Below are 22,592 nucleotides of genomic sequence, written 5' to 3' on the forward strand. Positions count from 1 at the left end.
AAAAGCTCCGGAATTCACATCCGGAGCTTTTTGATTTAATTTTTCCCGCTGAATATTACTCGGCGGCTTTTTCTTTTTTCTTAACCGAAATCGTGAGTTCGGAACCTTCCCCGGAATAGTCCGCGGTAATCACATCCCCTTCAGAAAGATCACCTTTTAGAATCTCTTCTGCGATGGCATCTTCCAGGTATTTTTGGATCGCCCGGTTCAATGGACGGGCACCGTACTGTTGATCATAGCCCTTCTCAGCCAGGAAGTCCTTGGCTTTGTCAGTCAATTCAATCTTATATCCCAGATCGGTAATTCTTCTGAAGAGTTTACCCAAGCTGATGTCAATGATCTTGAAGATATGCTCTTTGGTAAGGGAATTGAATACCACTACATCATCCAGACGGTTTAAGAATTCAGGACTGAATGCTTTCTTCAACGCAGATTGAATCGTCGACTTCATGATATCATCAATGCCCTCAGGTTTTGCTTTGCTTGCAAAACCGATACCGGCACCAAAATCTTTCAAATCACGAACTCCAATATTCGAAGTCATGATGATGATGGTGTTTCGGAAATCCACTCTCCTTCCCAATCCGTCGGTCAGAATACCATCATCCAGCACCTGAAGGAGGATATTAAATACATCCGGATGCGCTTTTTCGATTTCGTCAAGCAATACTACTGAATACGGCTTTCTTCTGACTTTTTCAGTCAACTGCCCCCCTTCTTCATAGCCAACATAGCCTGGAGGCGCTCCCACCAATCGGGACACGGAGAATTTCTCCATATATTCCGACATGTCGATCCTAATCAGTGCATCGTCTTTGTCGAAGAGATAGGTAGCAAGCATTTTTGCCAGTTCAGTTTTTCCAACTCCTGTAGGACCAAGGAAAATAAAAGAGCCGATTGGCTTTTTAGGATCTTTCAAACCTACTCGTGTGCGCTGAATCGCTTTAGTCAATTTCTTGATCGCTTCTTCCTGACCGATTACCTTTCCTCCCAATTCCACATTCATATTGAGCAATTTAGCTCCTTCATTCTGTGCAATCCGCTTGGCAGGAATCCCGGTCATCATGGCAATGACTTCAGCTACGTTGTCTTCCTCAACAACAAAACGCTTGGACTTACTTTCATCTTCCCAGCGATTTTTCGCTATCTCCAATTGCTCCAGGAGTTTCTTTTCCTTGTCACGCAACTGGGCTGCTTCTTCGTATTTCTGAGATTTGACTACCCGGTTCTTTTCTATTTTAATGTTTTCTACATCTGCTTCCAGCTTCAGAATATCCTCCGGTACGTGAATATTGTTGATGTGAACTCTTGCACCGGCCTCATCCAAGATATCGATCGCCTTGTCAGGCAAGAATCTATCGGAGATGTAGCGGTCAGATAACTTCACGCAGGCTTCGATTGCTGCCGGAGTATAGATTACATTGTGGTGATCCTCGTATTTATCCTTGATGTTTTCAAGAATCTGAATGGTCTCTTCGGGAGAAGTCGCATCCACCATCACCATTTGGAATCGACGGGCCAAGGCACCGTCTTTCTCAATGTACTGACGGTATTCATCCAACGTGGTGGCGCCGATGCATTGTATTTCTCCACGTGCCAAAGCAGGTTTAAACATGTTGGATGCATCCAGCGAACCAGAAGCTCCGCCTGCCCCCACAATAGTATGTAGCTCGTCAATGAAAAGGATCACGCTTGGAGATTTTTCAAGCTCGTTCATGACGGCTTTCATCCGCTCCTCAAATTGCCCTCTATATTTTGTCCCGGCCACCAAGGAGGCCAAGTCCAAAGTCACCACACGCTTATTGAAAAGAACTCGAGAGACTTTTTTCTGAACTATTCTGAGCGCTAATCCTTCAGCGATGGCTGTCTTTCCAACACCCGGCTCGCCGATCAGTATCGGATTGTTTTTCTTTCTTCTGGAAAGAATCTGAGCTACTCGCTCAATTTCCTTTTCACGGCCGATGATAGGATCCAATTTATCATCTTCAGCCATTTTGGTCAGGTCACGACCGAAATTGTCCAAAACAGGAGTTCGGGATTTTTCAACACCGGGCTTTGCCTGACTGCCTGATCCACTACCGGATGACCCAAAGAGCTTGGACCCATCGTCATCCCCATCTTCAGCTTCTGCTTTAGCTCTCGTAGCGGTGCCCGCGTCTGATTGCATCTCTAACATATCTTTGACAGAATCATAGTTCACTTCAAATTTATTAAGGATTTGAGTGGCAATATTGTCTTCATCTCTTAGTATGGAAAGAAGTAAATGTTCAGTTCCTATCAGTTGGCTTTTGAAAATTTTTGCTTCTAGGTAAGTGATTTTCAGGACCTTTTCCGACTGACGGGTCAGTGGAATGTTGGCCATGTTTTTCACATTGTGATTTGCGGTACCTTTGACAGCCCGTTCGATCGCATTGCGAAGCTCATCGAGAGGAACGCCCGATTTTTTAAGAATGGAAACAGCAACACCTTCTCCTTCTCGAATCATCCCAAGCAAGAGGTGCTCTGTGCCAATGTAATCATGTCCCAACCGCAGTGCTTCCTCCCGGCTAAGTGAGATCACCTCTTTGACTCTATTTGAAAATTTCGCTTCCATTTAAATCCTTTCTGATTGTATAATAAACCTTACGTATGTTACCGAATTTGTTTTAAAAACACAATCCTTTTAACGATTGTTCAATGTTTTTTTATCGAATCCCTCAGGATTTGGTCTGACTCAGGTCCTACACAAAACAACAAATCCAGAACGCTGAGGTTAGGCTCAAAGTCTAAGCCAAAAAGCTGGGTATAGGGGCTGGGGAAGTAATAACTTCTATCCAAAAAGGGCCTTCCAGGCATTATCTGAGCTCTTATGTCCCTCACATCTGACGGAATTTGCTCTCCGTCAAACACAGTAAGTCTGGCAGGCCATCGGAGGAGTTTCAGACACATTGTCAGCAGACTCAAATTAAAATTCCATAGATTTTCCTCCGCGGATTCAAAGATCCCCTCGAAATACGGGAAATAGAATTCAAAAAAAGGTGCTTTGCCATAGCCACTTTGGAGTCCACGCAGGTGTACTGCTTGCCAATTTTGAGTGTGGTCAATTTTGATTTGATCCATTGGCAGCCTCGGGCGGCGGCCCTGAATCGGAATACTCAGTGTCTCCACTTTGTTTGCAAGTCGAATTTTTGTCCGATTAAGATAGGATTGCCTCTGGTAGCGATCTTTTGGGAAAAGCAAAATTTCCTCTGCATCTGCAACTGCGGCAAAAAATTCTAAGCAAGGGAGAAAGTGAAGATCGGCAGCAATTCGGTTCAAAGGAGAATTGAGTTAATGGTTAAAAGTTAAATGAAAAGCCCTTTTTGAAAATTGAGAATTGGCCATTGAAAATTAGGCCCCATCCCATTTCAACAAGCTCCCATCACATAAGGTCTTCCAATTGGCCAAGTCCCTGTCGGATGATTTCCACCTCATCACCGGTACAATCGAGGATGGTGGAAGCCACATTTTGACCATAGCCTCCATCGATGACGATATCCACCAAATTCTGATATTTTTCAAAAATCAACTCGGGATCAGTACTGTATTCGATCACTTCATCTTCATCACGGATAGAGGTGGAAAGTATAGGCTGACCCAATTCCTCCACAATTGCCCGGGAAATCGAATGGTCCGGGACACGGATACCAACTGTTTTTTTATTGCTGTGAAGGATCTTCGGCACCAATGAACTCGCCTCCAAAATAAAGGTAAAAGGTCCGGGAAGGCTCTTTTTCATCATTTTGAATACCGGCTTGGTGATCACTCTGGTATATTGGGAAATATTACTGAGATCGGCACAGACGAAAGAAAAATTATGCTTCTTCGGGTTGATGCCTTTGATTTTGCAGATTCGTTCGACGGCACGCTGATTAGAAATATCGCAGCCCATTCCATAGACCGTATCGGTAGGGTAGATTATTATGCCTCCGTTTCGAAGTACGTCGACCACCTGTCTCACCCGCTTGGGATCAGGATTTTGCTCATATAGCCGGATAAATTCAGCTGCCATTACGTTGCAGTTTTGATTTGTGGTACAAGCTTAACCCATTTCTCTTGTAAATCGTGCACAATCGGCACATCTGCTTCTGCCCAATCCACGTAAAAAAGTTCTTTTTCTCCCAACCAAACAATTTGCTCGTGTTCCAAAAGATCGATTTCTCCACTTTTCCAGGTAGCCACAAAAGGGATAAGCCGGATGGTTTTGGTAGGATAGGTGAACTCAGAAGGCTTAAGCGTTTCAAAAATTTCAATTTCAATTGACAATTCCTCTTTGATTTCTCTGGATAGGCAAACTTTCGGGTCTTCTGATTCTTCAATTTTTCCTCCGGGAAATTCCCACTTGCCAGGCAAATCCATGTTTAGGGAGCGCTGTGCCACGAGAACTTTGCCCTGATGGAAGATAATGGCGCAGGTGACGGGGATGGTTTTCATTGTACAAGGTACCAAGTACAAGGTATAAAAACAGAAAATTAAGAATGATGCTAAAATAAAGATAGCTGCGCAGGTATGTTAAAGATATAGCTGAAGCTGAGATAGAGAAATACAAAATGAAAGGGAAATACGGTTGATATAAGTCCGCTAACGCGGACGAAATAAAGATTTAAAAAATAGGATTGTCCGCTTTTCCACCGGTAGGCGAATTTTATTTTGGTAAGGGTCGGGTGTCAGATGTCAGATGAGCGATGAGCGATGAGCGATGAAAACTACCCTCAAATCAAGCGAGGGCCATATTCTTTTTCAAGATTGTGTAAAAACTTATATCTCACGACAGAAAGGGTTGTTTTTCATAACCGCAGGGAGCCTACCTCGCGAAGCTTATTTCGCGTAGCATATCTCAATCCCCTTTTTTCCATTCCAAAATCTTTTCGTCCGAAAAACCAACAACGACATCCTCCACTTTTCCATTTTCATCAATCAGATAAAAGGTAGGATAGCCAGTAACGCCATAAGCTTTCCCAACTTCCCCGGCATTGATTAGAACAGGAAATGGAATAGTGACTTTGGCTCGGTACTTATCCATTTTTTCTTTTGAATCTACCGGATTGACGTATAGCGGGATGATATTTTCCGCAAACTGGTAATCGGGTTTATTGAATTGATCGATGGCGATTTTGCACCAGCCGCAATGGATCATGGAGAAATCCAGCAGAACTTTCTTTCCTCGAAATTCAGATAGTTTCACGCGCTCGCCTTTTTCATCTGTCAATTCAAAATCAGGTGCTTTTTCACCTTTTTTTAAAACTTGAGCGGCATCCGGTTCCTTTTGCCCCCACTGTTTGGATAAATATCCAGAAGGCACGTCATAGGCCAATTTCTCTCCCAAATCAGCGAAATCATACTCCGAATATTTCACCTCAATAAACTGACTTTTCTTCCCATCATGAAATAATCTGCGGGAATAATGATCCACCAATTCATTTGATGGATTGATGAAAATATGGTTTTTGAGCAGCACTTTTTTGTCCGTGATGGTCGTATCCATTTCTATCCAGAGATATTCCTTGTAAGTTTTGCCACCGATTGCCGTATCCCCCAAATAGCTCCAGGGGCCATTTTCCAATAATCTAATAGGACTATTTGTTAAATACATACTGCTTTGAATCAACATTGGGATTTCTTTTTCAGGATAATAGGTCACTACACTGTCTTTATGACTTATGCTAGAGAGCACCCCTTCAATATAGTTATAGCCAGATCCTTCTCTTTTTCCCAAATAATCAAAGCCTAAATCAACATCAAGATTTTTTCGAAGTATGATATCCATCGAAAAAGTGTCAATCTCTCCCAATTCTGGACTTTCCCAAAGCATCAATTGATTAAATGAAAGTCGATTTGCCGAAAACACCTTCTCTTTGGCGCCCTCAAATACTTCCTGAGGAGACTTTTCAGAAGCGCAGGAGACTAATAAAAGAGACAACAACAAACTCAGAATAGAGATTTTACTCATAGCCGAAGAATTTAGTGAAATTAAAGTTAGTTAAAATAAATAAAAAACGGAGCGTCCGCGCTTAATTTCTCACAATCGCAATGAATCTCTTGCGAATCCCACTATCTCACCTCGACGAAGGAGAGGTATATTTCGCGAAGCGTATTTCGCGACCGCAGGGAGCTTATCTCGCGAAGCGTATTTCGCACAGCCTATTTCGCGACCGCAGGGAGCATATCTCTATCATTTTTCCTTATTTTTGTCCCCTATGATTACTGAGAAAAAAAGAAAACTCTTTCTGGTCTTGCTCATCTCGAGTTCTGTACTGGTTATTTCCCTGACGTTTTATTTCTACCAACTTTTTTTCAGCCCAAATACGATGGTAGATTCGGATCGTGTCTACATGCTGAAAATTCCCAGCAACGCCGTTTTCAAAACGGTTTCCAATCAACTCTATGACGATCGGGTAATCAATGACGCAATCAGCTTTGCTTTCGTCAGTAAAGTGCTGGGCTATCAGGATGACGTCAAACCCGGATTGTACAAGATCGAACCAAAAATGAATAATCTGGCCTTGGTCAAAATGCTGCGGTCAGGCGCACAGGTTCCGGTGAAGGTGACCTTTAATAATGTACGTACCAAGGAAGACTTGGCGGAAAAAATCACAGCAAATCTGGAGGTGACGCCGGAGCAGTTTTTGGGTATGCTTCAGGATTCGGTGTACATCCGAAAGTTCGATTTCGAAGAGGAAACCATCATGAGCATGTTTATCCCCAATACCTATGAGTTTTGGTGGAACACCAGTCCTGAGGCGCTCTTTGACCGAATGTACAGGGAATATCAAACCTTTTGGACTGAAGAGCGAAAGCAAAAAGCACAGGCAATGGGCCTTTCCTTAAAGGAAGTAAGTACGCTGGCTTCTATTGTGCAGGCAGAAAGTCAAAAATCGGATGAGCGCCCAAAAATCGCCGGTGTTTACCTCAACCGCATGAAAATCGGAATGGCACTTCAGGCAGACCCCACCTTGGTCTATGCCACTGGAGACTTCACTTTGAAGCGTATTCTGAACATCCACAAGGAAATAGACAGCCCTTATAATACCTACAAATATACCGGACTACCTCCGGGTCCAATCAATCTACCGGACATCAACTCCCTGAATGCTGTTTTGAATGCCGAAAGTCATGATTTCCTGTATTTCTGCGCCAAGGAAGACTTCTCGGGATACCATGCCTTTGCCAGCAATTACACCGACCATATGGCTAATGCGCGCCGCTATCAGGCAGCGCTGAATGCAGCCAAAATCTTCTAGTATGTTCCATTCCGAAACCCAACTCCGTGTGCGATACGCTGAAACAGACCAAATGGGGTATGTGTACTACGGCAACTACGCCATGTATTTTGAGGTAGCCCGGGTGGAAGCAATGCGGTCGGCCAGCTTTTCCTACCGGGAAATGGAAGAAAACGGAGTGATGATGCCGGTGCTGGAAAGCCACTTTCGCTACCTGAAACCGGGGAAGTATGACGAGCTCCTAAGGATCAAAACAACCATTCCACAAATGCCCGGTGTTCGGATCAGATTTGAGTACCAAGTGTTCAATGAAGAGGAAGAATTAATCACTGAAGGTTGGACAACCTTGACTTTTCTCAAAAAAGACAGCCATCAACCCACCCGGCCTCCAAAGAATTTGTTAGATTTATTGAAACCATTTTTTGAGTAAAACAATCTATCGTGGTCAACAAAAAACTATTCAAATGGAGATTACGCTTTCAACTGAAGGCAAGGCATTTGAAGAAAATTCACTTTGGCAGCCCCGAAAAAAATCTCTACGACGTCGTCAGGATCTTCATCCAGCAACTCAAAAAAGATGACATCAGCGAACGGGCCGGGGCGATGGCTTTCAGTTACACCATTGCACTGTTCCCATTGATGCTGTTTTTACTCAATATGATCCCCTATCTCCAGGATTTTTTCCCTGTGGTGACCACTGAGAATATCTTTGGATTTGTGCAGACAGTCATGCCAGATGGAATTTATGAGAACATCGAAACCACACTCATGGACATCGTGTCCAAGCCAAGGCAAAGCCTGCTATCCTTCGGTTTCTTTTTCGCCCTTTTCGCTTCCACGCAGGGTGTCATGTCCATGATGGCTTCCTTCAATTCCGTCTATAAAACGCGGGAAAACCGTGGCTTTTTGAAAGCCAGAATCGTCGCTGTCAGCATCGTGTTTGCATTGGTGTTGACCATTTTCACTGCCAGTACGGTCATGATCATTGGCAGTCTGCTGATCAATGCACTGGATGAAATGCAGGTTTTCAACACCAATTTCATGATTTTTCTTTTCAACACGTTTAAATTCTTAATCCTTCTTTTTGTCTTTTACATCACTTCAGCCTTCATCTTTCGACTCGCCCCTGCCGTCCATGATAAGTGGAAATTTTTCTCAGTGGGAGCCCGGCTCTCCGGTTTCCTGATTACCGTGGCCTTTTATGCGTTTATTTTTTACCTAAACAATTTTGCCAGCTACAACAAACTCTATGGATCTATCGGGACCTTCATCGCCTTGATGCTTTGGCTTTGGATTACCTCTCTGATTGTGTTGGTTTGTTTTGAGGTCAATGTGAGTTTGGATTTGGCTGAGGAAAAACAGCGCGAGCGAGAAAATCGACGAAAAATGCAACTGGAAGCCCAAAAAACAACTGATGCTCAGGCTTAAAGCTTAAACTTATTTATTGTCCGGCTGAATCTTATACTTTTGATCACAAAACAGGTAACGAGAAACTATGAATCGCAACATCCTTCCCATCAGCATTTTATTTGCCTTGACTCTTCTACAGGGATGCAGTAAACCTGAACCCAAAGTCATCCCGGATTCTGAGATCAACGCATGGTTTGACTCAGAATATGAAGAACTCATTCAAATGAGTCCTTTGCAACTGACCACTCAGGGGAGAAAAGACCGCTACGGCGAAATCGACGACATGAGCGAAGAAGCAGAAGACAGAAAGCTGGCTTGGATGGAAGAAAGTGTGAAGGAAATGGAGTCGAAATTTGACTACACCCTCCTCAGCCCTCAGTCCAAAGTCTCCTACGATCTATGGAAATATCAGTACGAGATGGAAAAGGGCGACCTGCAGTTTCGGAGGATGAATTACGTTTTCAATCAGATGGGAGGTGTGCATACGATGATTCCGACCATGCTGATCAATTTTCATAAGGTCGATGAAGCCTCAGATATGGAAGCTTTGGTGTCACGAATCAAGGAATCCGGTAGGGCCCTCAACCAACTTTTGGAACGGGCAAAATTACAGACCGAATCCGGCATAAGACCCCCGAAATTCGCCTATGAGTATGTCATCCAGCAGTCAGAGGCATTGATTCAGGGACAGCCATTTACAGCTGGAAAAAATAACGCCCCACTTTGGACAGATGCTTTGGGGAAAATCGATAAGCTGGAGAAAGACGGGAAAATCACCGCTGAACAGGCAGAAGAATTCAGGACAAACACCAAAAATGCCCTGCTGGAAAGCTTCAAACCAGCCTATGAAGCATTGATTGACTGGCTGAAAACCGAACTCCCCAATCTGGAGGAGAAACCAACGGGCCTGAGTCGGCATGAAATGGGAAATGCCTTCTATGCCCACAAACTCAAGTCCTCTACGACTACCAATCTGACTGCTGAGGAAATCCATCAGATCGGACTGAGCGAAGTGAAGCGAATTCAGCAGGAAATGCTTGCTATCAAAGATCAGGTTGGGTTCAAAGGAGATCTCAAGGAATTTTTCAAGTTTGTGAACAGTGACCCACAGTTTTTCTTCCCCAATACCGACGAAGGCAGGCAGGCCTATCTGGACGAGTCCACGGCTTTTCTGGATGAGATCAAACAAAAATTACCACAGTATTTTGGCATCTTACCCAAAGCAGACCTGGTGGTGAAACGGGTGGAAGCTTTTCGTGAGCAAGATGGCGCACCGCAACATTACAATCAAGGCACGCCCGATGGTAGCAGGCCGGGTACCTATTATGTCCACCTATCGGACATGAAGGCTATGCCCAAGTCTACCATGGAAGGCGTAGCCTATCACGAAGGAAGCCCGGGGCATCACATGCAGATTTCGATCGCACAGGAATTGGAGTCTGTACCCAAATTCCGCACGCAGATGGGTTTCAATGCCTATGTAGAAGGTTGGGCTTTGTATTCTGAAGCTTTGGCAAAAGAAATGGGGCAATACAAAAACCCTTATTATGACTTTGGACGCTTGGTCAATGAAATCTGGCGAGCGATTCGACTTGTGACAGATACCGGTCTCCACGCCAAAGGCTGGACAGAGGCCGATGCGATCAAGTACTTCTCAGAAAACTCCTCCATTGCTCCGGGAGCGATTCAGGCGGAGGTGCGACGCTATATGGTAATCCCCGGTCAGGCTACGGGCTATAAGATCGGCATGCTGAAAATCCAGGAGCTGCGCAAACATGCAGAGACGGAGTTGGGCGACAAATTTGATTTAAAAGCCTTTCATGATGTTGTTTTGGGCGGAGGGGCCTTGCCTTTGGATATTTTGGAGAAAGTGGTGAAGGAGTGGATTGCTGAGGTGAAGGGAAGTTAGGAAGTGGGAGGTTGAGAGGTTTGGAAGTTTGGAGGTGAGGAAGTGGGAGGCTTGTAAGTGGTAAAGAGTAAGAGGTAAGTGGATTGTAGTTTTCAGTCGCAGTTGGCAGTTTTGTCAGGCTGAGCAGCTTGTCCGCCGCGGCGGAGAGTCGAAGCCGTTTAAAGTGGTCAGTCACAGTAGGCAGGTTGTCAAGTTTAGCTTGTCTGCCGAGGTGGAGAGTCGAAACCGAATAGTTGTTAAGAGTTAAATAGTTAAAGGTTAATACGTCGCTGCCGAAATTGAATGCTTGGTTTAGAATTCTAAAAAAGCTTAATGGAAAGAATTGAAAGGGGGAGCGAAAAAATTTAACCCATAAAAATCAGACACTTAAAAGAAAAAGTGGGTGAGTTGATTGGATAAAAAGAGAATCCCCTTACTTTTGCGATCTCGAAAAGAGCGAACACAGCACAGAGGAGTGGCAGAGTGGTCGATCGCGGCGGTCTTGAAAACCGTTGTACCGTGAGGTACCGGGGGTTCGAATCCCTCCTCCTCTGCAAGACAAAGCCCTAACTATCTAAATTACTGAGAGTTAGGGTTTTATTTTTTGAATTTAACAGCGAAATTAGTAGCGAATTCGCGTAATTTTTGGAATTGACACTTTTGGTATTTGATGTAACCTATCTTCCTCAGTAGCGATAAAAAATGATTATTTCCTAATAAGCCTCTTAGTAAATTGCTTCCGATTAAATGTTGACACTTTTTCAGTTCAGTCTCAAAAAAAAACTTTTACCGTCAACGGTCTAAAAAGATCTTTGAAATTTTAATAACTAAAATCAATACTTTATTTCCAAAAATTTGTTTGAATACACAGGTTATTGACAGGAGTGTCAAAACATTCAAAACTAAAAACAACGAAATTTTCTACCCCTCCCCCTAAAAGATTCTTTCTTGATCAAAATATTATTTTCTGAAATTCTAAAAAAAAATCCGAGACCAAACAGACCTCGGAGTTTTTAATATGACCAAAGAGTACCTACTATAACTCAAGTGAAAAATCGATTTCAGAAATTACAACTCAAGATATCTGTTTGTTTAATGTCGAAAATTCAGCTTTCTCACTTTTTCTTTCAGAATTCAAGAATTAATACCTTCGACTCGTGTCTCACTGAGCGAAGTCGAAGTGTGAGGCTAACAATCTAAAAACTGCAAACAGCCACTACCTACTTTGTTAGCACCAACCTTCAAGGTCAAAAAGACCTCAAAGGTTACTTCAAATTCTTATACCTTATCCGCTTCGGCATCACATCGCCCAATCGCTTCTTCTTGTTTTCTTCGTAATCGGAGAAGTTACCTTCAAACCAGACCACTTGGGAATCTCCCTCAAAAGCCAAAATATGTGTACAAATTCTGTCCAAGAACCATCTGTCGTGGGAAATAATCACCGCACAGCCACCGAAATTCTCCAAGGCTTCCTCCAGTGATCGAAGTGTATTCACATCCAAGTCGTTGGTCGGTTCATCGAGTAGCAACAAGTTTCCACCTTCTTTGAGTGTGATCGCCAAGTGAACCCGGTTTCGCTCACCACCGGATAGCACTCCTACCTTTTTCTCTTGATCCGAGCCTGCAAAGTTGAATTTGGATACATAAGCCCTTGCATTCACTTCTTTGTTGCCCAACTTCATCAGCTCATTACCATTCGAGATCAATTGATACACAGTTTTGTTAGGATCCAAAGAATCATGTTCTTGATCGACGTAGGCAAGCTTCACGGTTTCCCCAACTTCGAAGTTTCCGGAATCGGCTTTTTCCTGTCCGGTGATCAATTTGAACAGGGTGGACTTACCCGCACCGTTCGGCCCGATAATTCCCACAATTCCACCTTGTGGCAGGGTGAAACTCAGATTTTCGAACAGTAACTTATCCCCAAAAGCTTTGGACACATTATTTACTTCAATGACTTTGGCTCCCAATCTTGGTCCCGGCGGGATAAAAAGCTCCAACTTGGCTTCCCGCTCTTTGGATTCCTCGCCGACCAATTTGTCATAGGCAGAAAGTCGCGCTTTTCCTTTGGATTGTCTGGCTTTGGGTGACATCCGGATCCACTCCAACTCTCGCTCTAAGGTTTTTTGACGCTTGGACTCGGTCTTTTCTTCCTGCTTCAATCGCTGTTGTTTTTGATCCAGCCAAGAAGAATAATTTCCTTTCCAGGGAATACCCTCGCCCCGATCCAGTTCCAAAATCCAGCCTGCCACATTGTCCAGGAAGTATCTATCGTGCGTCACGGCGATGACGGTCCCTTTGTAATTCTGCAAATGTTGTTCCAACCAATGCACTGATTCCGCATCCAAGTGGTTAGTCGGTTCGTCAAGCAGCAGGACGTCCGGTTCCTGAAGCAATAGTCTGCAGAGTGCCACCCGTCGCTTTTCACCACCGGATAAATTCGCCACGTTTGCATCACTTGGAGGTAATCTTAAGGCATCCATGGCCTTGTCCAGCATCACGTCCAGTTCCCATGCATTGGCGGCATCAAGCTTCTCCTGAACCTCGCCCTGACGCGTGATCAGTTTGTCCATCGCATCTGGATCATCCATGAGTGCCGGGTCCATGAATATCTCATTGATCTCTTCGAATTCCTTGAGCAAATTGACAGTATCGGCCACCGCTTCTTCGACGACTTCTTTGACCGTTTTGCTCGGGTCGAGTTTAGGCTCCTGTTCCAACATGCCGACGGTAAAGCCAGGAGACCAGACCACTTCACCAAGGAATTCCTTGTCCATCCCGGCAATGATCCGAAGCAGGGACGATTTTCCGGAACCGTTCAAACCGAGGACTCCGATTTTGGCACCATAAAAAAACGAGAGGTAAATATCTTTGAGGACTTTTTTCTGAGGTGGGTAGATTTTTGAAACCCCAGCCATGGAAAAGATGATTTTTTCTGAGCTCATGCTTTAATTTTTCCGTAAAACTTGACTTGATCGGCAAAGATGGCAAAAAAAGCCCTTTCTTAGGATAAGTGCTTTTGAATTAATTAATTTGCGGAAAGTTGAAAACGACCACCTATAACCTATTGTAATGAAATGGATCATCCGTTTGGATATATCAAAGACAACAAAGTCTTTTTAAAAGGTTTTTTAGGGCAAGAGGATAGGGAAATTGGCGAGGTGAAGGAAGACGAGGCTTCTACAATCAGCTATTTTGAGGCCCGTTTTGAGCAAATCAAAGAAAAAGTCGCCAAGCTAAAATCTGACATTCAGGGAAACCAAAACAAGGGTTCCTTCCTGATGAAATTGATTCACTTGCGCGATTCACTTTTCCAATCTGACGCTTTGGGAGATTTCATTCCATTGATCGAAGAATTGAATGAGGTAGAGGCTTTTTTGAATGAAATCATTAAATCCAACCGCTCCAAAAATCTAGAGGTAAAGAAGGCATTGATCCTCGAAGCTGAGGCGATGAAAAATGATACGGACTGGAAAAATACCGCTGAATTTTTCAAAGAATTGAAAATGCGGTGGATCAAAACCGGGCCGGTGGAAAAGGAAATTCACGAAGAAATCGAGCAGGAGTTCAACGGCTCAATTCAGACCTTTTTCGAAAACAGAAGGCATTTCTTTGAAGGAATGGCACTGCAGGCCGAGGAAAACATCAAAATATATGAGGCTTTAGTCATTCAGGCCAGGGAAGCACATGATTTCCCTGACGCCAAAATGGCTTTTGAAATCAGCAAACGAATCCAAAAAGAATGGAAAGAAGCCGGAAAGGTTCCTGCAGAGAAGCGTCAACCACTTTGGGATGAGTTTTCCAAACTGAACAACCGGATATTTTCCCGCTATAAGCGCGGTCTAAATCCAGGTCCTGAGATGCATCCCAGGGAAGTCCTGCGCAAAATCGATGAAATGGTCGATGAATTGAAAAAGATGGCGCACCAACCGAGTAGCTATGCGATTACCAGCCGAGCAAAGGCAATTCAGGAAAACTGGAAAAAACTTCCTATGCGAAAACCAAAAGAAGCCAACTTACCTGCGCGATCCTATCAGTTTTTTATGGATATTATTTTCGAAAAATCATTCCTTGAAAAACTGGCACATAACAAATATGCTGACTTTGATTCGCTGCCTGTTCTAGAGCAAAACCAAATTAAGTCATCGATAATCAAAGACTTACTTCACCGGGATCAAAGCGAACTCGAGACGATGCAAAACAATTCGGATAACTTCCGAGTACAAACTCCTGACTTTGAAATGATGATACGGAAAAAACTTTCAGGACTCAGGCGAAAAGTAGATGTAAAAAATTACATTTTAAAGCAACTTTCTCCCAAAATATAAGTAGACACTACTTATTCAAAAATTCACTAATCTTGCAACTTTAAAAAATTGAAGAATACCTTTTAAAATAAACACTATGTACTGGACACTTGAATTAGCATCCTATCTGGAGGACGCACCCTGGCCAGCGACCAAGGATGAGCTTATTGACTACGCTATCCGATCCGGCGCTCCACTGGAAGTAGTGGAAAATCTCCAAGAGCTCGAAGACGACGGAGAGCCCTATGAGACCATCGAAGAGATTTGGCCTGATTATCCGACTAAGGATGATTTCTTCTTTAATGAAGACGAATATTAAAAACTGAAGTCCCGCAGTCGCGGGATTTTTTTTTTGTACCCAACCCTCCAAGAAACGCCCCGGTCTGTGTCCCCACAGACCAGAACTTCTAGCTGGGAACTTTTTTATACCCAACCCTCCAAGGGATTTAAACCCTTGGAGGGCTGCCAAACTTAAAGCCCCAATACTTTCCTAATCCGGGCATACCCTGCCTTACTGACAGGAATCTGTTCTCCAGCACGCAATTTGACCAAATAAGAATCCCGCTCATAGGGTTCGATCCCGGTGATTCCGTTCAAATTGATGATGTAGGATCGGTGCACGCGAGCGAATTTCGCCGGATCTAGACTCTCCTCCAGCGTTTTCATCGTCATTTTTTTGAGATACTTCCCTCCAGGCGTGTGGATGATCACGTAATCATCCTCTGCCTCAAAATAATTTACTTCGTGGATCGAAATGATTTTGATGTCATTTTTAACTCTCACTACCAATCGGTTGCTTTTTTCGGCGAGCTGACTCAGGCCTGAATCAACTCTTTCAGTTTCCTGAGCTTTTCCCCAGCTATTCAAAAATCGCTCAATTGCCTGCTTAAATCTGGTTTGGGAAAAAGGCTTTAACAAGTAATCCATTGCTTTGGCATCAAAGGCTTTCAATGCAAACTGATCAAATGCTGTTGTAAAAATCACTGCCGGAGGCGTGTCGAGTAATTCCAACATTTCAAATCCGGTGATTTTCGGCATTTGGACATCCAGAAAAATAAGATCTGGCTTATGCTCCTGAATCGCCTTCAGTCCCTGGAATCCATCCTGACAAACCCCCAGAACTTCGAACTGAGGAAAGTCGGCCAAAAACTCCTGCACAATTCCTGCTGCAAGCGGTTCGTCATCGATGATTATGGTCCGTATCATTGGTATTGTGGGATTTTAAGTCTGACTTTGAAAAGATTCCCGGCTACTCCTGATACCAGTAGGTCGGTTCGTCCAAATAAAAGAAACAGTCTGCGCTCGACTGAACTCAATCCAAAGCCTGTTCCTTCCGGCACTGAAGATTCTATATCAAAAGGATTGATGACCTCAATGAGAAAATAACTTCCTTCCTTCTTTCCCTTCACTTCAATTTTCACCTCTCCTGTCACCCCATACAAACCGTGTTTGATTGCATTTTCTACCAGTGGCTGAATCAACAGCTGTGGGAGTTTGACTTGATAGAATTCCTTATCTACCTCAAAATCAACCTGAAGTCTATGTCCAAACCTTACCCGCTCGATGTCAAGGTACATTTTCAGGTAATTCAATTCCTCTTCCAGCGGGATCCATTGCTGAGAATCTTTTCGGATCGTACCTCTGAGAAAATCTGATAGCTGCAGGACCATTTCCCGAGCCTTTTGCGGTTGGGAAATAACCAAGGCATTGATTGAATTGAGGCTATTGAATAAGAAGTGGGGTTGCAACTGCTGACGAAGCTGAGCTAATTCGGCGTCTTTCGACAACTGAAGCATTTGAGCTTCTCTTTTTTGAATTTCGTCCTGTCGCTCCAGCTGCGACACCACCAAAGCCAAAACTGAAATCAACTGATCCGCCAAAGCTAAAATTGCCCATCTCAGATAAAAACTGTTGGTCAGAAAATCCAAATAGGGGGTATCATTAAGCCACCATTTAAGCACATACCCATGAACCATCACTCCTATCCAGCTTAGGATTATCGGAACAGTGAAAAGCAACCAGATATTTTTTCCTTTCGGTGCAAAAAGACTGAATACCCGATCAAGTACGAATACCCCACCCAAAAAAATCAGGGCAAAGACAAAAGAATCATAAAACGCCAGTTCTCCTTCAATTTCATAATTCATCAATAAAAGAAAACATCCCAAAAACCAGATGACTCCGGTTCCGGGGATGATCCATTTTCCAAGTTTAGGATTTGAAAAAGCGTTAAAAAACAAGGTAGTAGTGGTTTTTAGAGGATTTGAATAACGTTAAAAGGATTTGATTTCCAAACCTCCGAAGAGAATCGTGCCTTTCAGAACCACGACTTTATTCGGATCTACACCACCTTCTCTGAAATATCGCTTGTCCTCAATACCTGCGGCAATGTTGGTAATCTCAGTACGGATATCCCAGTGTGGCGGTACGACCATTTTCACACCTCCAAAGATAATATCTACCTGAATGGTGATCACTCCATTGAAATCTGCTGAGGTCAAGTCCAAATCTATCCCGCCAAATGCGGCGGTAATTTTTCCTCCTTCAAAATTTTTGGTCATCAACTTCCTGTTCACTCCGCTGAAAATCGCATCAATATTCAAACGATCGGAGAATGCCGTACCCGTAGTCCTGGTAAATCCTGAAGTTGATTTGGCTCCCTGAGCAAAAGAAGAAGAGGGTTCATTTTCTCCAACAACCTTAGCTTCTTCAACATAAGTTTTCGAATATCCCGTGTTAGCCTGTCGCTTACTTTCCCAATCTCGTCGGACGTTTTCCAGCACTTTGTTCTCCCGTTGCTTTTGGAAAATCAAGTAGATACCCAAGGCTATCAATCCCAAAGGCCAAATGTATTGGCTTAGCCCAAAGTCAAAGTCAAATTCATTCCTCAATAAAAAATAGGCTCCAAGGAAAAGCAATACAAATCCAAAGAAGCTTTTAAACTCATGTTTGATTATTGCAAAAGTGCCGATTGCTATTAAAATCATCGGCCAGGTAGTAACCCAACCCGGGATAAAAACCCCTGCTTTTCTCAATAAAAGGATGATGCCTATTCCGAGGATAATGAATCCGAAAGCGATATTTCCGTCATTGTTTTTAGGCTTAAATTCGTTCATGGCTTTTGTGTTAAAATGATGATCAAAAGTACAGCAAGCGGTATTCAGCCGGAATAAGCAATAGGCAAAGCTTAAAAAAAAGTCGGTGAAGTAGGAGAATTAGTCGGTAAAATTGCAGCTCGGGTTTTCACCGATCCTATTTTTCCCTGGAAAGCAAAAAATTCGCGTACTCCAAATCCTCAGGAGTAGTGATTTTGATGTTTTCGGGATTGCCTTGAATCAGGCTTACTTTCCATCCCTGATGTTCATACACTGTGGCATCATCAGTAAATTTGGGTAGCTCGTCCACCTCGAAAGCCTTTTTGATCTTACCGATCTGAAAAGTCTGCGGAGTCTGAACCAAACGAAACAATTGTCGCTCCTGAAATTTACTGGCTCCATTTCCCGATACCTTTCGAAGTGAATCCTTCAGATCCACTACTGCAATTGCACTTCCGGATTTCTCTGCCCGCGAAAAGCTTTCAATGATCACTTCATTTTTCACAAAAGGTCTAACTCCATCGTGAATAGCTACCAACCCATCCTCAAATGGAAGTGCATTTAGCCCGTTTTTAACAGATTGGAATCGGGAAGTCCCACCCGCAATCACATGATGTACAAGTGAAAATTTGAATTTATCACATAGATTTTTCCAAATGGAAAAATCACTCTCCGGTAAAACCAAAATCAAAAAAGTGCTGGGATCAGCCTCATAGAATTTTTCAAGCGTATGCATCAGTACAGGTTTCCCACCTATAGGCAAATATTGCTTGGGAACAGGTCCACCCATTCGGCTACCTCTTCCTCCGGCCACCACAACTGCTGCTCTATTCATCAGGGGGTTTTTAAAATTAATCAAAAAGAAATTGGAAGGTAATGACCAAACCTGAGTTTTGAAAACTGGTCAAAACCCAAAGAGATTTTTTTTTGATTTTATATCCTGTTGGAATCTTTGTCATTTTCTTAACAGATCCCCGGAAATAATAAAAGCGTAAAAAAAGCCCCTTTCGGAGCTTTTTATTTTTTAGAGAATCAACATCGCGTCTCCGTAAGAGAAGAAACGATATTTTTCCTTGATGGCTTCTCTGTAAGCCTTCATCACCAAATCATATCCTCCAAATGCAGAAGCTGTCATGAGGAGAGTGGATTCCGGTAAGTGGAAATTCGTGATCAATGAATTAGCAATCTTGAATTCATAAGGAGGGATGATAAACTTATCAGTCCATCCGGTGCTTTCTTTAAGTCTTCCGCCGGCTGTAACAGAAGATTCGATGGTTTTCAGTGAAGTCGTTCCAACTGCAACTACTCTCTTTTTAGCATCGAGTGCTTCATTCACCAACTTTACCGTATTAGCTGGAATGTTGTAATTCTCGGAGTCCATCTTGTGCTTGGTCAGGTCTTCCACGTCCACCTGACGGAAAGTGCCTAATCCCACGTGAAGCGTGATTGGTGTCACTTCAACACCTTTCAGTTCCAGTCTCTTCAGCAATTGCGGCGTAAAATGAAGTCCTGCAGTAGGCGCAGCTACGGCACCAACATTTTTTGCAAAGACAGTCTGATATCTTTCTCTGTCTTCAGGCTCGATTTTTCGCTCGATGATATCTTTCAAAAGAGGAGTCTCACCCAGTGTGTCGATCGTTTTCTCGAATTCATCGTGATTGCCGTCAAAAAGGAATCGGATCGTACGGCCTCTTGAGGTCGTATTATCAATAACTTCAGCCACCAAGTCACTGTCACCGAAATAAAGCTTATTTCCAACACGTATTTTTCTGGCAGGATCTACCAATACATCCCAAAGTCTCAATTCCGGATTGAGTTCTCTCAATAGGAATACTTCAATTTTGGCACCGGTCTTTTCTTTATTCCCATACAATCTGGCCGGGAACACTTTGGTATCATTGGTTACGAATACGTCACCTTCCTCAAAGTATTCAAGAATGTCCTTGAAAATTCTGTGTTCGATTTGGCCTGTCTTCCGATGAACCACCATAAGACGTGAATCGTCTCGGTTTTCAGTTGGATAAAGAGAAATTAGTTTCTTGGGGACGTCAAATTTGAAGTCTGATAATTTCATATTGGAGCTTTAGGAATCTTACTCGATATTGTGACTCTGTGAATTGCTTTAAAAAATGCAAAGTTAATAACAATAATGCCCAATTTCAGCTAACTTGACAAATTGTTTTAACCAACTATTAAAAGCATGCTGTTTTTCCAACTCACATGGGAAAGTTTTCGCTTCGCCATCTCCGCCCTTAAATCCAACCTTACCCGTACTATTCTGTCCCTATTGGGCGTAACAGTGGGTATTTTCGCAATTATTGCAGTATTCACTTTGGTGGATTCCCTAGAGGGGAAAATAAAATCATCATTTGCCTTTTTAGGAACAAATGTGATCCGGGTAGATCGCTTTCCATTTGCCAATGGACCTCAAAATTACCCTTGGTGGAAATATTTTCGCAGACCCCCTGCAACCTTGGCTGAGTATAAATTCATTGCCCCCAGACTAAAAAACGCTGAAGGAGTAACCATATCCGCTTCATCCAATGCTACAATTCAGGCAGGAAGTAATGCCTTTGAGGGCATGTCATTAACTGGCGTTGAATACACTTACCAAGACGTTTTTGAAGTTGCATTGGAAGAAGGGAGGTATTTTTCGGAGTCCGAAATCAATGCATCCCGAAATCTGGCGATTTTAGGGAAAAAGATTGCCAATTCGCTTTATCCAAACCAACCGGCCTTAGGGAAGGAGGTTAAAATCAAAGGAATGAAATTTACTGTAATCGGGATTTTTGAAGAGGAAGGGGAAGGTTTTCTTGATCTCCCATCCAAAGACCAGGCTTGTCTGATTCCCTATGGTGCTTTTAATAAAATGTATTACACCGGCAGAAATGGACTTGAGCCAACCATTGCCGCCAAAGGACTGGAAACTGACATTGGGTTGGTAGCACTTGAAAATGAAATCACAGGTTTGCTCCGGGCCAAGCGCGGCCTTAAACCCAGTCAGGAGGATAATTTTTCGCTTAACAAAACAGAATTTATCCAAAATGCCATAGGATCTATTTTCGACGTAATATCAGTAGCTGGGTGGGTTATAGGTGGATTTTCTATTTTGGTAGGTGGATTTGGGATCGCCAACATCATGTTTGTCTCCGTAAGGGAGCGAACCAATATCATTGGAATCCAAAAATCACTGGGAGCAAAAAATTATTTCATCCTCTTTCAGTTTTTATTTGAAGCGGTTTGCTTGAGTTTGATAGGAGGCATTGCCGGGATTCTTCTGGTTTACATATTAAGCTTTATCCCACTTGGAAGTCTGGAATTGATCTTGTCGGTTAACAATGTAATTCTGGGTTTGGGTGTTTCGTCCATTATCGGTGTGGTAGCTGGAATTGTACCTGCTACACTTGCCGCAAGAATGGATCCCGTCGAGGCTATCCGGACAACCTAAAAAATATGATAATTGTAATCAAAAAAGGAGGCGCTTGCCTCCTTTTTTGATTGATATCTGGATTGAGTTATTCTTCGATTGAAATGGTTGGTTCGGTGGGAAGGAGGCCTGAAGCCGACTTAATCTTTCCTTCCAGCTCTTCCATTAACTCCGGATTATCCAAAAGCAGATTTTTTACTGAATCTCTTCCCTGTCCAAGTTTTTCTCCATTATAAGAAAACCAAGAACCAGCCTTTTTAATGATTTCAAACTCGACACCCAGGTCAATAATCTCCCCCACTTTAGAGATCCCCTGACCATACATGATGTCAAATTCCACTACTTTAAACGGTGGCGCAACTTTGTTTTTTACCACTTTCACTCTTGTCCTGTTTCCAAGAATATTGTCAGGACCATCTTTGATCTGACCCACACGACGGATATCCAGACGGACGGATGCGTAGAATTTTAGCGCATTACCACCTGTAGTAGTCTCGGGGCTACCAAACATCACTCCGATTTTATCACGAAGCTGATTGATAAAAACGCAAGAACATCCGGTCTTGTGAATCGCTCCGGTAAGCTTCCTGAGGGCTTGAGACATCAATCTCGCCTGTAATCCCATTTTGCTTTCGCCCATCTCACCTTCCAATTCACCCTTTGGAACCAAGGCTGCCACAGAGTCAATCACAATAATGTCGATGGCCCCGGATCGGATCAAGTGTTCGGCGATTTCAAGTGCCTGCTCACCATTATCCGGCTGAGAGATCAACAAATTTTCGGTATCGATCCCGAGTTTCTCTGCATAGCTCTTGTCAAAGGCATGTTCGGCATCAATAAATGCCGCCAGACCTCCTGCCTTTTGGGCCTCAGCTATGCAATGAAGAGTTAAAGTAGTTTTACCTGAAGACTCCGGTCCATAAATTTCGATAACTCGTCCACGAGGAATTCCTCCAATTCCAAGGGCCATATCCAAACCCAAGGAACCTGTAGAAATCGCAGGAATATCTAAAACTTTGTTATCACTTAGCTTCATTACGGTGCCTTTTCCGTATGTCTTTTCTAGCTTATCGATTGTAAGCTGTAAAGCTTTCAGTTTTTCTGCGTTGTTACTCATAAGTTCAAAATTGTAAAAGATTCAAATGTTGTTGAAATTAACGAAAGACGAAGGCATAACCAAAATGGAATACGCTATTGTTTCAGATAGCCAAATTCGTACTTTTATTC

General features: G+C 43.2%; 19 protein-coding genes and 1 tRNA gene. 8 read left to right on the top strand and 12 right to left on the bottom strand.

Translation table 11 applies throughout. The features are described from left to right. Positions 1-55: 55 nt before the first annotated feature. The 5 genes from BLQ81_RS05265 to BLQ81_RS05285 all read right to left on the bottom strand — a co-directional run bounded on the left by BLQ81_RS05265 (position 56) and on the right by BLQ81_RS05285 (position 5,968). Complete coding sequence (locus tag BLQ81_RS05265; RefSeq protein WP_092728906.1) at positions 56-2,593, bottom strand: ATP-dependent Clp protease ATP-binding subunit; 2,538 nt, start codon at positions 2,591-2,593, stop codon at positions 56-58. An 80-nt stretch (positions 2,594-2,673) separates the two neighbouring features. After that, positions 2,674-3,297: a WbqC family protein gene (locus tag BLQ81_RS05270; protein ID WP_092728907.1), complete on the bottom strand. Its 624-nt coding sequence runs from the start codon at positions 3,295-3,297 to the stop codon at positions 2,674-2,676. Between the two features lie 103 nt (positions 3,298-3,400). After that, positions 3,401-4,030: an L-threonylcarbamoyladenylate synthase gene (locus tag BLQ81_RS05275; RefSeq protein ID WP_092728908.1), complete on the bottom strand. Its 630-nt coding sequence runs from the start codon at positions 4,028-4,030 to the stop codon at positions 3,401-3,403. Continuing rightward, positions 4,030-4,452, bottom strand: coding sequence for a (deoxy)nucleoside triphosphate pyrophosphohydrolase (locus BLQ81_RS05280; RefSeq protein ID WP_092728909.1), 423 nt, complete (start codon positions 4,450-4,452; stop codon positions 4,030-4,032). The genes BLQ81_RS05275 and BLQ81_RS05280 overlap by 1 nt, the downstream gene beginning before the upstream one ends. 403 nt (positions 4,453-4,855) lie before the next feature. Continuing rightward, on the bottom strand, positions 4,856-5,968 hold the full coding sequence (locus BLQ81_RS05285) for a peroxiredoxin family protein (RefSeq protein WP_092728910.1): 1,113 nt from the start codon (positions 5,966-5,968) through the stop codon (positions 4,856-4,858). A 247-nt stretch (positions 5,969-6,215) separates the two neighbouring features. On the opposite strand from BLQ81_RS05285, the gene mltG reads away from it, so the two are divergent. From mltG to BLQ81_RS05310, 5 genes are all read left to right on the top strand, one after another. Further along, the gene (gene mltG, locus BLQ81_RS05290; RefSeq protein WP_092728911.1) at positions 6,216-7,259 is read left to right on the top strand and encodes an endolytic transglycosylase MltG; all 1,044 of its coding nucleotides are present in this window, start codon (positions 6,216-6,218) and stop codon (positions 7,257-7,259) included. A gap of 1 nt (position 7,260) precedes the next feature. Next, positions 7,261-7,668, top strand: a complete 408-nt coding sequence (locus BLQ81_RS05295; protein ID WP_092728912.1) for an acyl-CoA thioesterase — start codon at positions 7,261-7,263, stop codon at positions 7,666-7,668. Positions 7,669-7,679: 11 nt separating this feature from the next. Further along, a complete protein-coding gene (locus BLQ81_RS05300) occupies positions 7,680-8,666 on the top strand; it encodes a YihY/virulence factor BrkB family protein (RefSeq protein WP_092728913.1) in 987 nt (328 codons plus the stop codon). Between the two features lie 67 nt (positions 8,667-8,733). Next, positions 8,734-10,557 carry a DUF885 domain-containing protein gene (locus tag BLQ81_RS05305; RefSeq protein ID WP_092728914.1) on the top strand — a complete coding sequence of 608 codons (1,824 nt, stop codon included), beginning with the start codon at positions 8,734-8,736 and terminating at the stop codon, positions 10,555-10,557. 448 nt (positions 10,558-11,005) lie between these two features. Further along, positions 11,006-11,090: transfer RNA gene (locus tag BLQ81_RS05310), tRNA-Ser, on the top strand. A 711-nt stretch (positions 11,091-11,801) separates the two neighbouring features. Here BLQ81_RS05310 and ettA read toward each other — a convergent pair. After that, a complete protein-coding gene (gene ettA, locus BLQ81_RS05315; RefSeq protein WP_092728915.1) occupies positions 11,802-13,481 on the bottom strand; it encodes an energy-dependent translational throttle protein EttA in 1,680 nt (559 codons plus the stop codon). A 132-nt stretch (positions 13,482-13,613) separates the two neighbouring features. On the opposite strand from ettA, the gene BLQ81_RS05320 reads away from it, so the two are divergent. Then, complete coding sequence (locus BLQ81_RS05320) at positions 13,614-14,864, top strand: DUF349 domain-containing protein (RefSeq protein WP_092728916.1); 1,251 nt, start codon at positions 13,614-13,616, stop codon at positions 14,862-14,864. Positions 14,865-14,940: 76 nt separating this feature from the next. Next, on the top strand, positions 14,941-15,162 hold the full coding sequence (locus tag BLQ81_RS05325) for a DUF2795 domain-containing protein (protein WP_026952747.1): 222 nt from the start codon (positions 14,941-14,943) through the stop codon (positions 15,160-15,162). A 152-nt stretch (positions 15,163-15,314) separates the two neighbouring features. Here BLQ81_RS05325 and BLQ81_RS05330 read toward each other — a convergent pair whose 3' ends face one another. The 5 genes from BLQ81_RS05330 to queA form a co-directional block, all read right to left on the bottom strand. Then, positions 15,315-16,049: a LytR/AlgR family response regulator transcription factor gene (locus BLQ81_RS05330; protein WP_092728917.1), complete on the bottom strand. Its 735-nt coding sequence runs from the start codon at positions 16,047-16,049 to the stop codon at positions 15,315-15,317. Beyond that, the gene (locus BLQ81_RS05335) at positions 16,046-17,083 is read right to left on the bottom strand and encodes a sensor histidine kinase (protein WP_245693180.1); all 1,038 of its coding nucleotides are present in this window, start codon (positions 17,081-17,083) and stop codon (positions 16,046-16,048) included. Before BLQ81_RS05335 ends, BLQ81_RS05330 begins: the two co-directional genes overlap by 4 nt. A 33-nt stretch (positions 17,084-17,116) precedes the next feature. After that, positions 17,117-17,959, bottom strand: a complete 843-nt coding sequence (locus BLQ81_RS05340) for a LiaF transmembrane domain-containing protein (protein WP_092728918.1) — start codon at positions 17,957-17,959, stop codon at positions 17,117-17,119. Between the two features lie 136 nt (positions 17,960-18,095). Beyond that, the gene (locus tag BLQ81_RS05345; RefSeq protein ID WP_092728919.1) at positions 18,096-18,773 is read right to left on the bottom strand and encodes a 2-C-methyl-D-erythritol 4-phosphate cytidylyltransferase; all 678 of its coding nucleotides are present in this window, start codon (positions 18,771-18,773) and stop codon (positions 18,096-18,098) included. 189 nt (positions 18,774-18,962) lie between these two features. After that, positions 18,963-20,012, bottom strand: coding sequence for a tRNA preQ1(34) S-adenosylmethionine ribosyltransferase-isomerase QueA (gene queA / locus BLQ81_RS05350; protein ID WP_092728920.1), 1,050 nt, complete (start codon positions 20,010-20,012; stop codon positions 18,963-18,965). Between the two features lie 126 nt (positions 20,013-20,138). On the opposite strand from queA, the gene BLQ81_RS05355 reads away from it, so the two are divergent. Continuing rightward, entirely contained in the window at positions 20,139-21,386 is a 1,248-nt protein-coding gene (locus BLQ81_RS05355) for an ABC transporter permease (protein WP_092728921.1), read from the top strand. A gap of 67 nt (positions 21,387-21,453) precedes the next feature. On the opposite strand, the gene recA is transcribed toward BLQ81_RS05355, so the two are convergent. Beyond that, a complete protein-coding gene (gene recA / locus BLQ81_RS05360) occupies positions 21,454-22,482 on the bottom strand; it encodes a recombinase RecA (RefSeq protein ID WP_092728922.1) in 1,029 nt (342 codons plus the stop codon). Positions 22,483-22,592 lie beyond the last annotated feature (110 nt).

Origin of the sequence: Algoriphagus alkaliphilus (assembly GCF_900103735.1) — a bacterium.
GTDB classification, from domain to species: Bacteria; Bacteroidota; Bacteroidia; order Cytophagales; family Cyclobacteriaceae; genus Algoriphagus; species Algoriphagus alkaliphilus.

Bases quoted from the DNA above. Each gene is read 5' to 3' on its own strand.
- BLQ81_RS05265 (WP_092728906.1), bottom strand. From the start codon at position 2,593: ATGGAAGCGAAATTTTCAAATAGAGTCAAAGAGGTGATCTCACTTAGC.
- BLQ81_RS05275 (WP_092728908.1), bottom strand. From the start codon at position 4,030: ATGGCAGCTGAATTTATCCGGCTATATGAGCAAAATCCTGATCCCAAG.
- BLQ81_RS05280 (WP_092728909.1), bottom strand. From the start codon at position 4,452: ATGAAAACCATCCCCGTCACCTGCGCCATTATCTTCCATCAGGGCAAA.
- BLQ81_RS05285 (WP_092728910.1), bottom strand. From the start codon at position 5,968: ATGAGTAAAATCTCTATTCTGAGTTTGTTGTTGTCTCTTTTATTAGTC.
- mltG (WP_092728911.1), top strand. From the start codon at position 6,216: ATGATTACTGAGAAAAAAAGAAAACTCTTTCTGGTCTTGCTCATCTCG.
- BLQ81_RS05295 (WP_092728912.1), top strand. From the start codon at position 7,261: ATGTTCCATTCCGAAACCCAACTCCGTGTGCGATACGCTGAAACAGAC.
- BLQ81_RS05305 (WP_092728914.1), top strand. From the start codon at position 8,734: ATGAATCGCAACATCCTTCCCATCAGCATTTTATTTGCCTTGACTCTT.
- ettA (WP_092728915.1), bottom strand. From the start codon at position 13,481: ATGAGCTCAGAAAAAATCATCTTTTCCATGGCTGGGGTTTCAAAAATC.
- BLQ81_RS05320 (WP_092728916.1), top strand. From the start codon at position 13,614: ATGGATCATCCGTTTGGATATATCAAAGACAACAAAGTCTTTTTAAAA.
- BLQ81_RS05325 (WP_026952747.1), top strand. From the start codon at position 14,941: ATGTACTGGACACTTGAATTAGCATCCTATCTGGAGGACGCACCCTGG.
- BLQ81_RS05330 (WP_092728917.1), bottom strand. From the start codon at position 16,049: ATGATACGGACCATAATCATCGATGACGAACCGCTTGCAGCAGGAATT.
- BLQ81_RS05340 (WP_092728918.1), bottom strand. From the start codon at position 17,959: ATGAACGAATTTAAGCCTAAAAACAATGACGGAAATATCGCTTTCGGA.
- BLQ81_RS05345 (WP_092728919.1), bottom strand. From the start codon at position 18,773: ATGAATAGAGCAGCAGTTGTGGTGGCCGGAGGAAGAGGTAGCCGAATG.
- queA (WP_092728920.1), bottom strand. From the start codon at position 20,012: ATGAAATTATCAGACTTCAAATTTGACGTCCCCAAGAAACTAATTTCT.
- BLQ81_RS05355 (WP_092728921.1), top strand. From the start codon at position 20,139: ATGCTGTTTTTCCAACTCACATGGGAAAGTTTTCGCTTCGCCATCTCC.
- recA (WP_092728922.1), bottom strand. From the start codon at position 22,482: ATGAGTAACAACGCAGAAAAACTGAAAGCTTTACAGCTTACAATCGAT.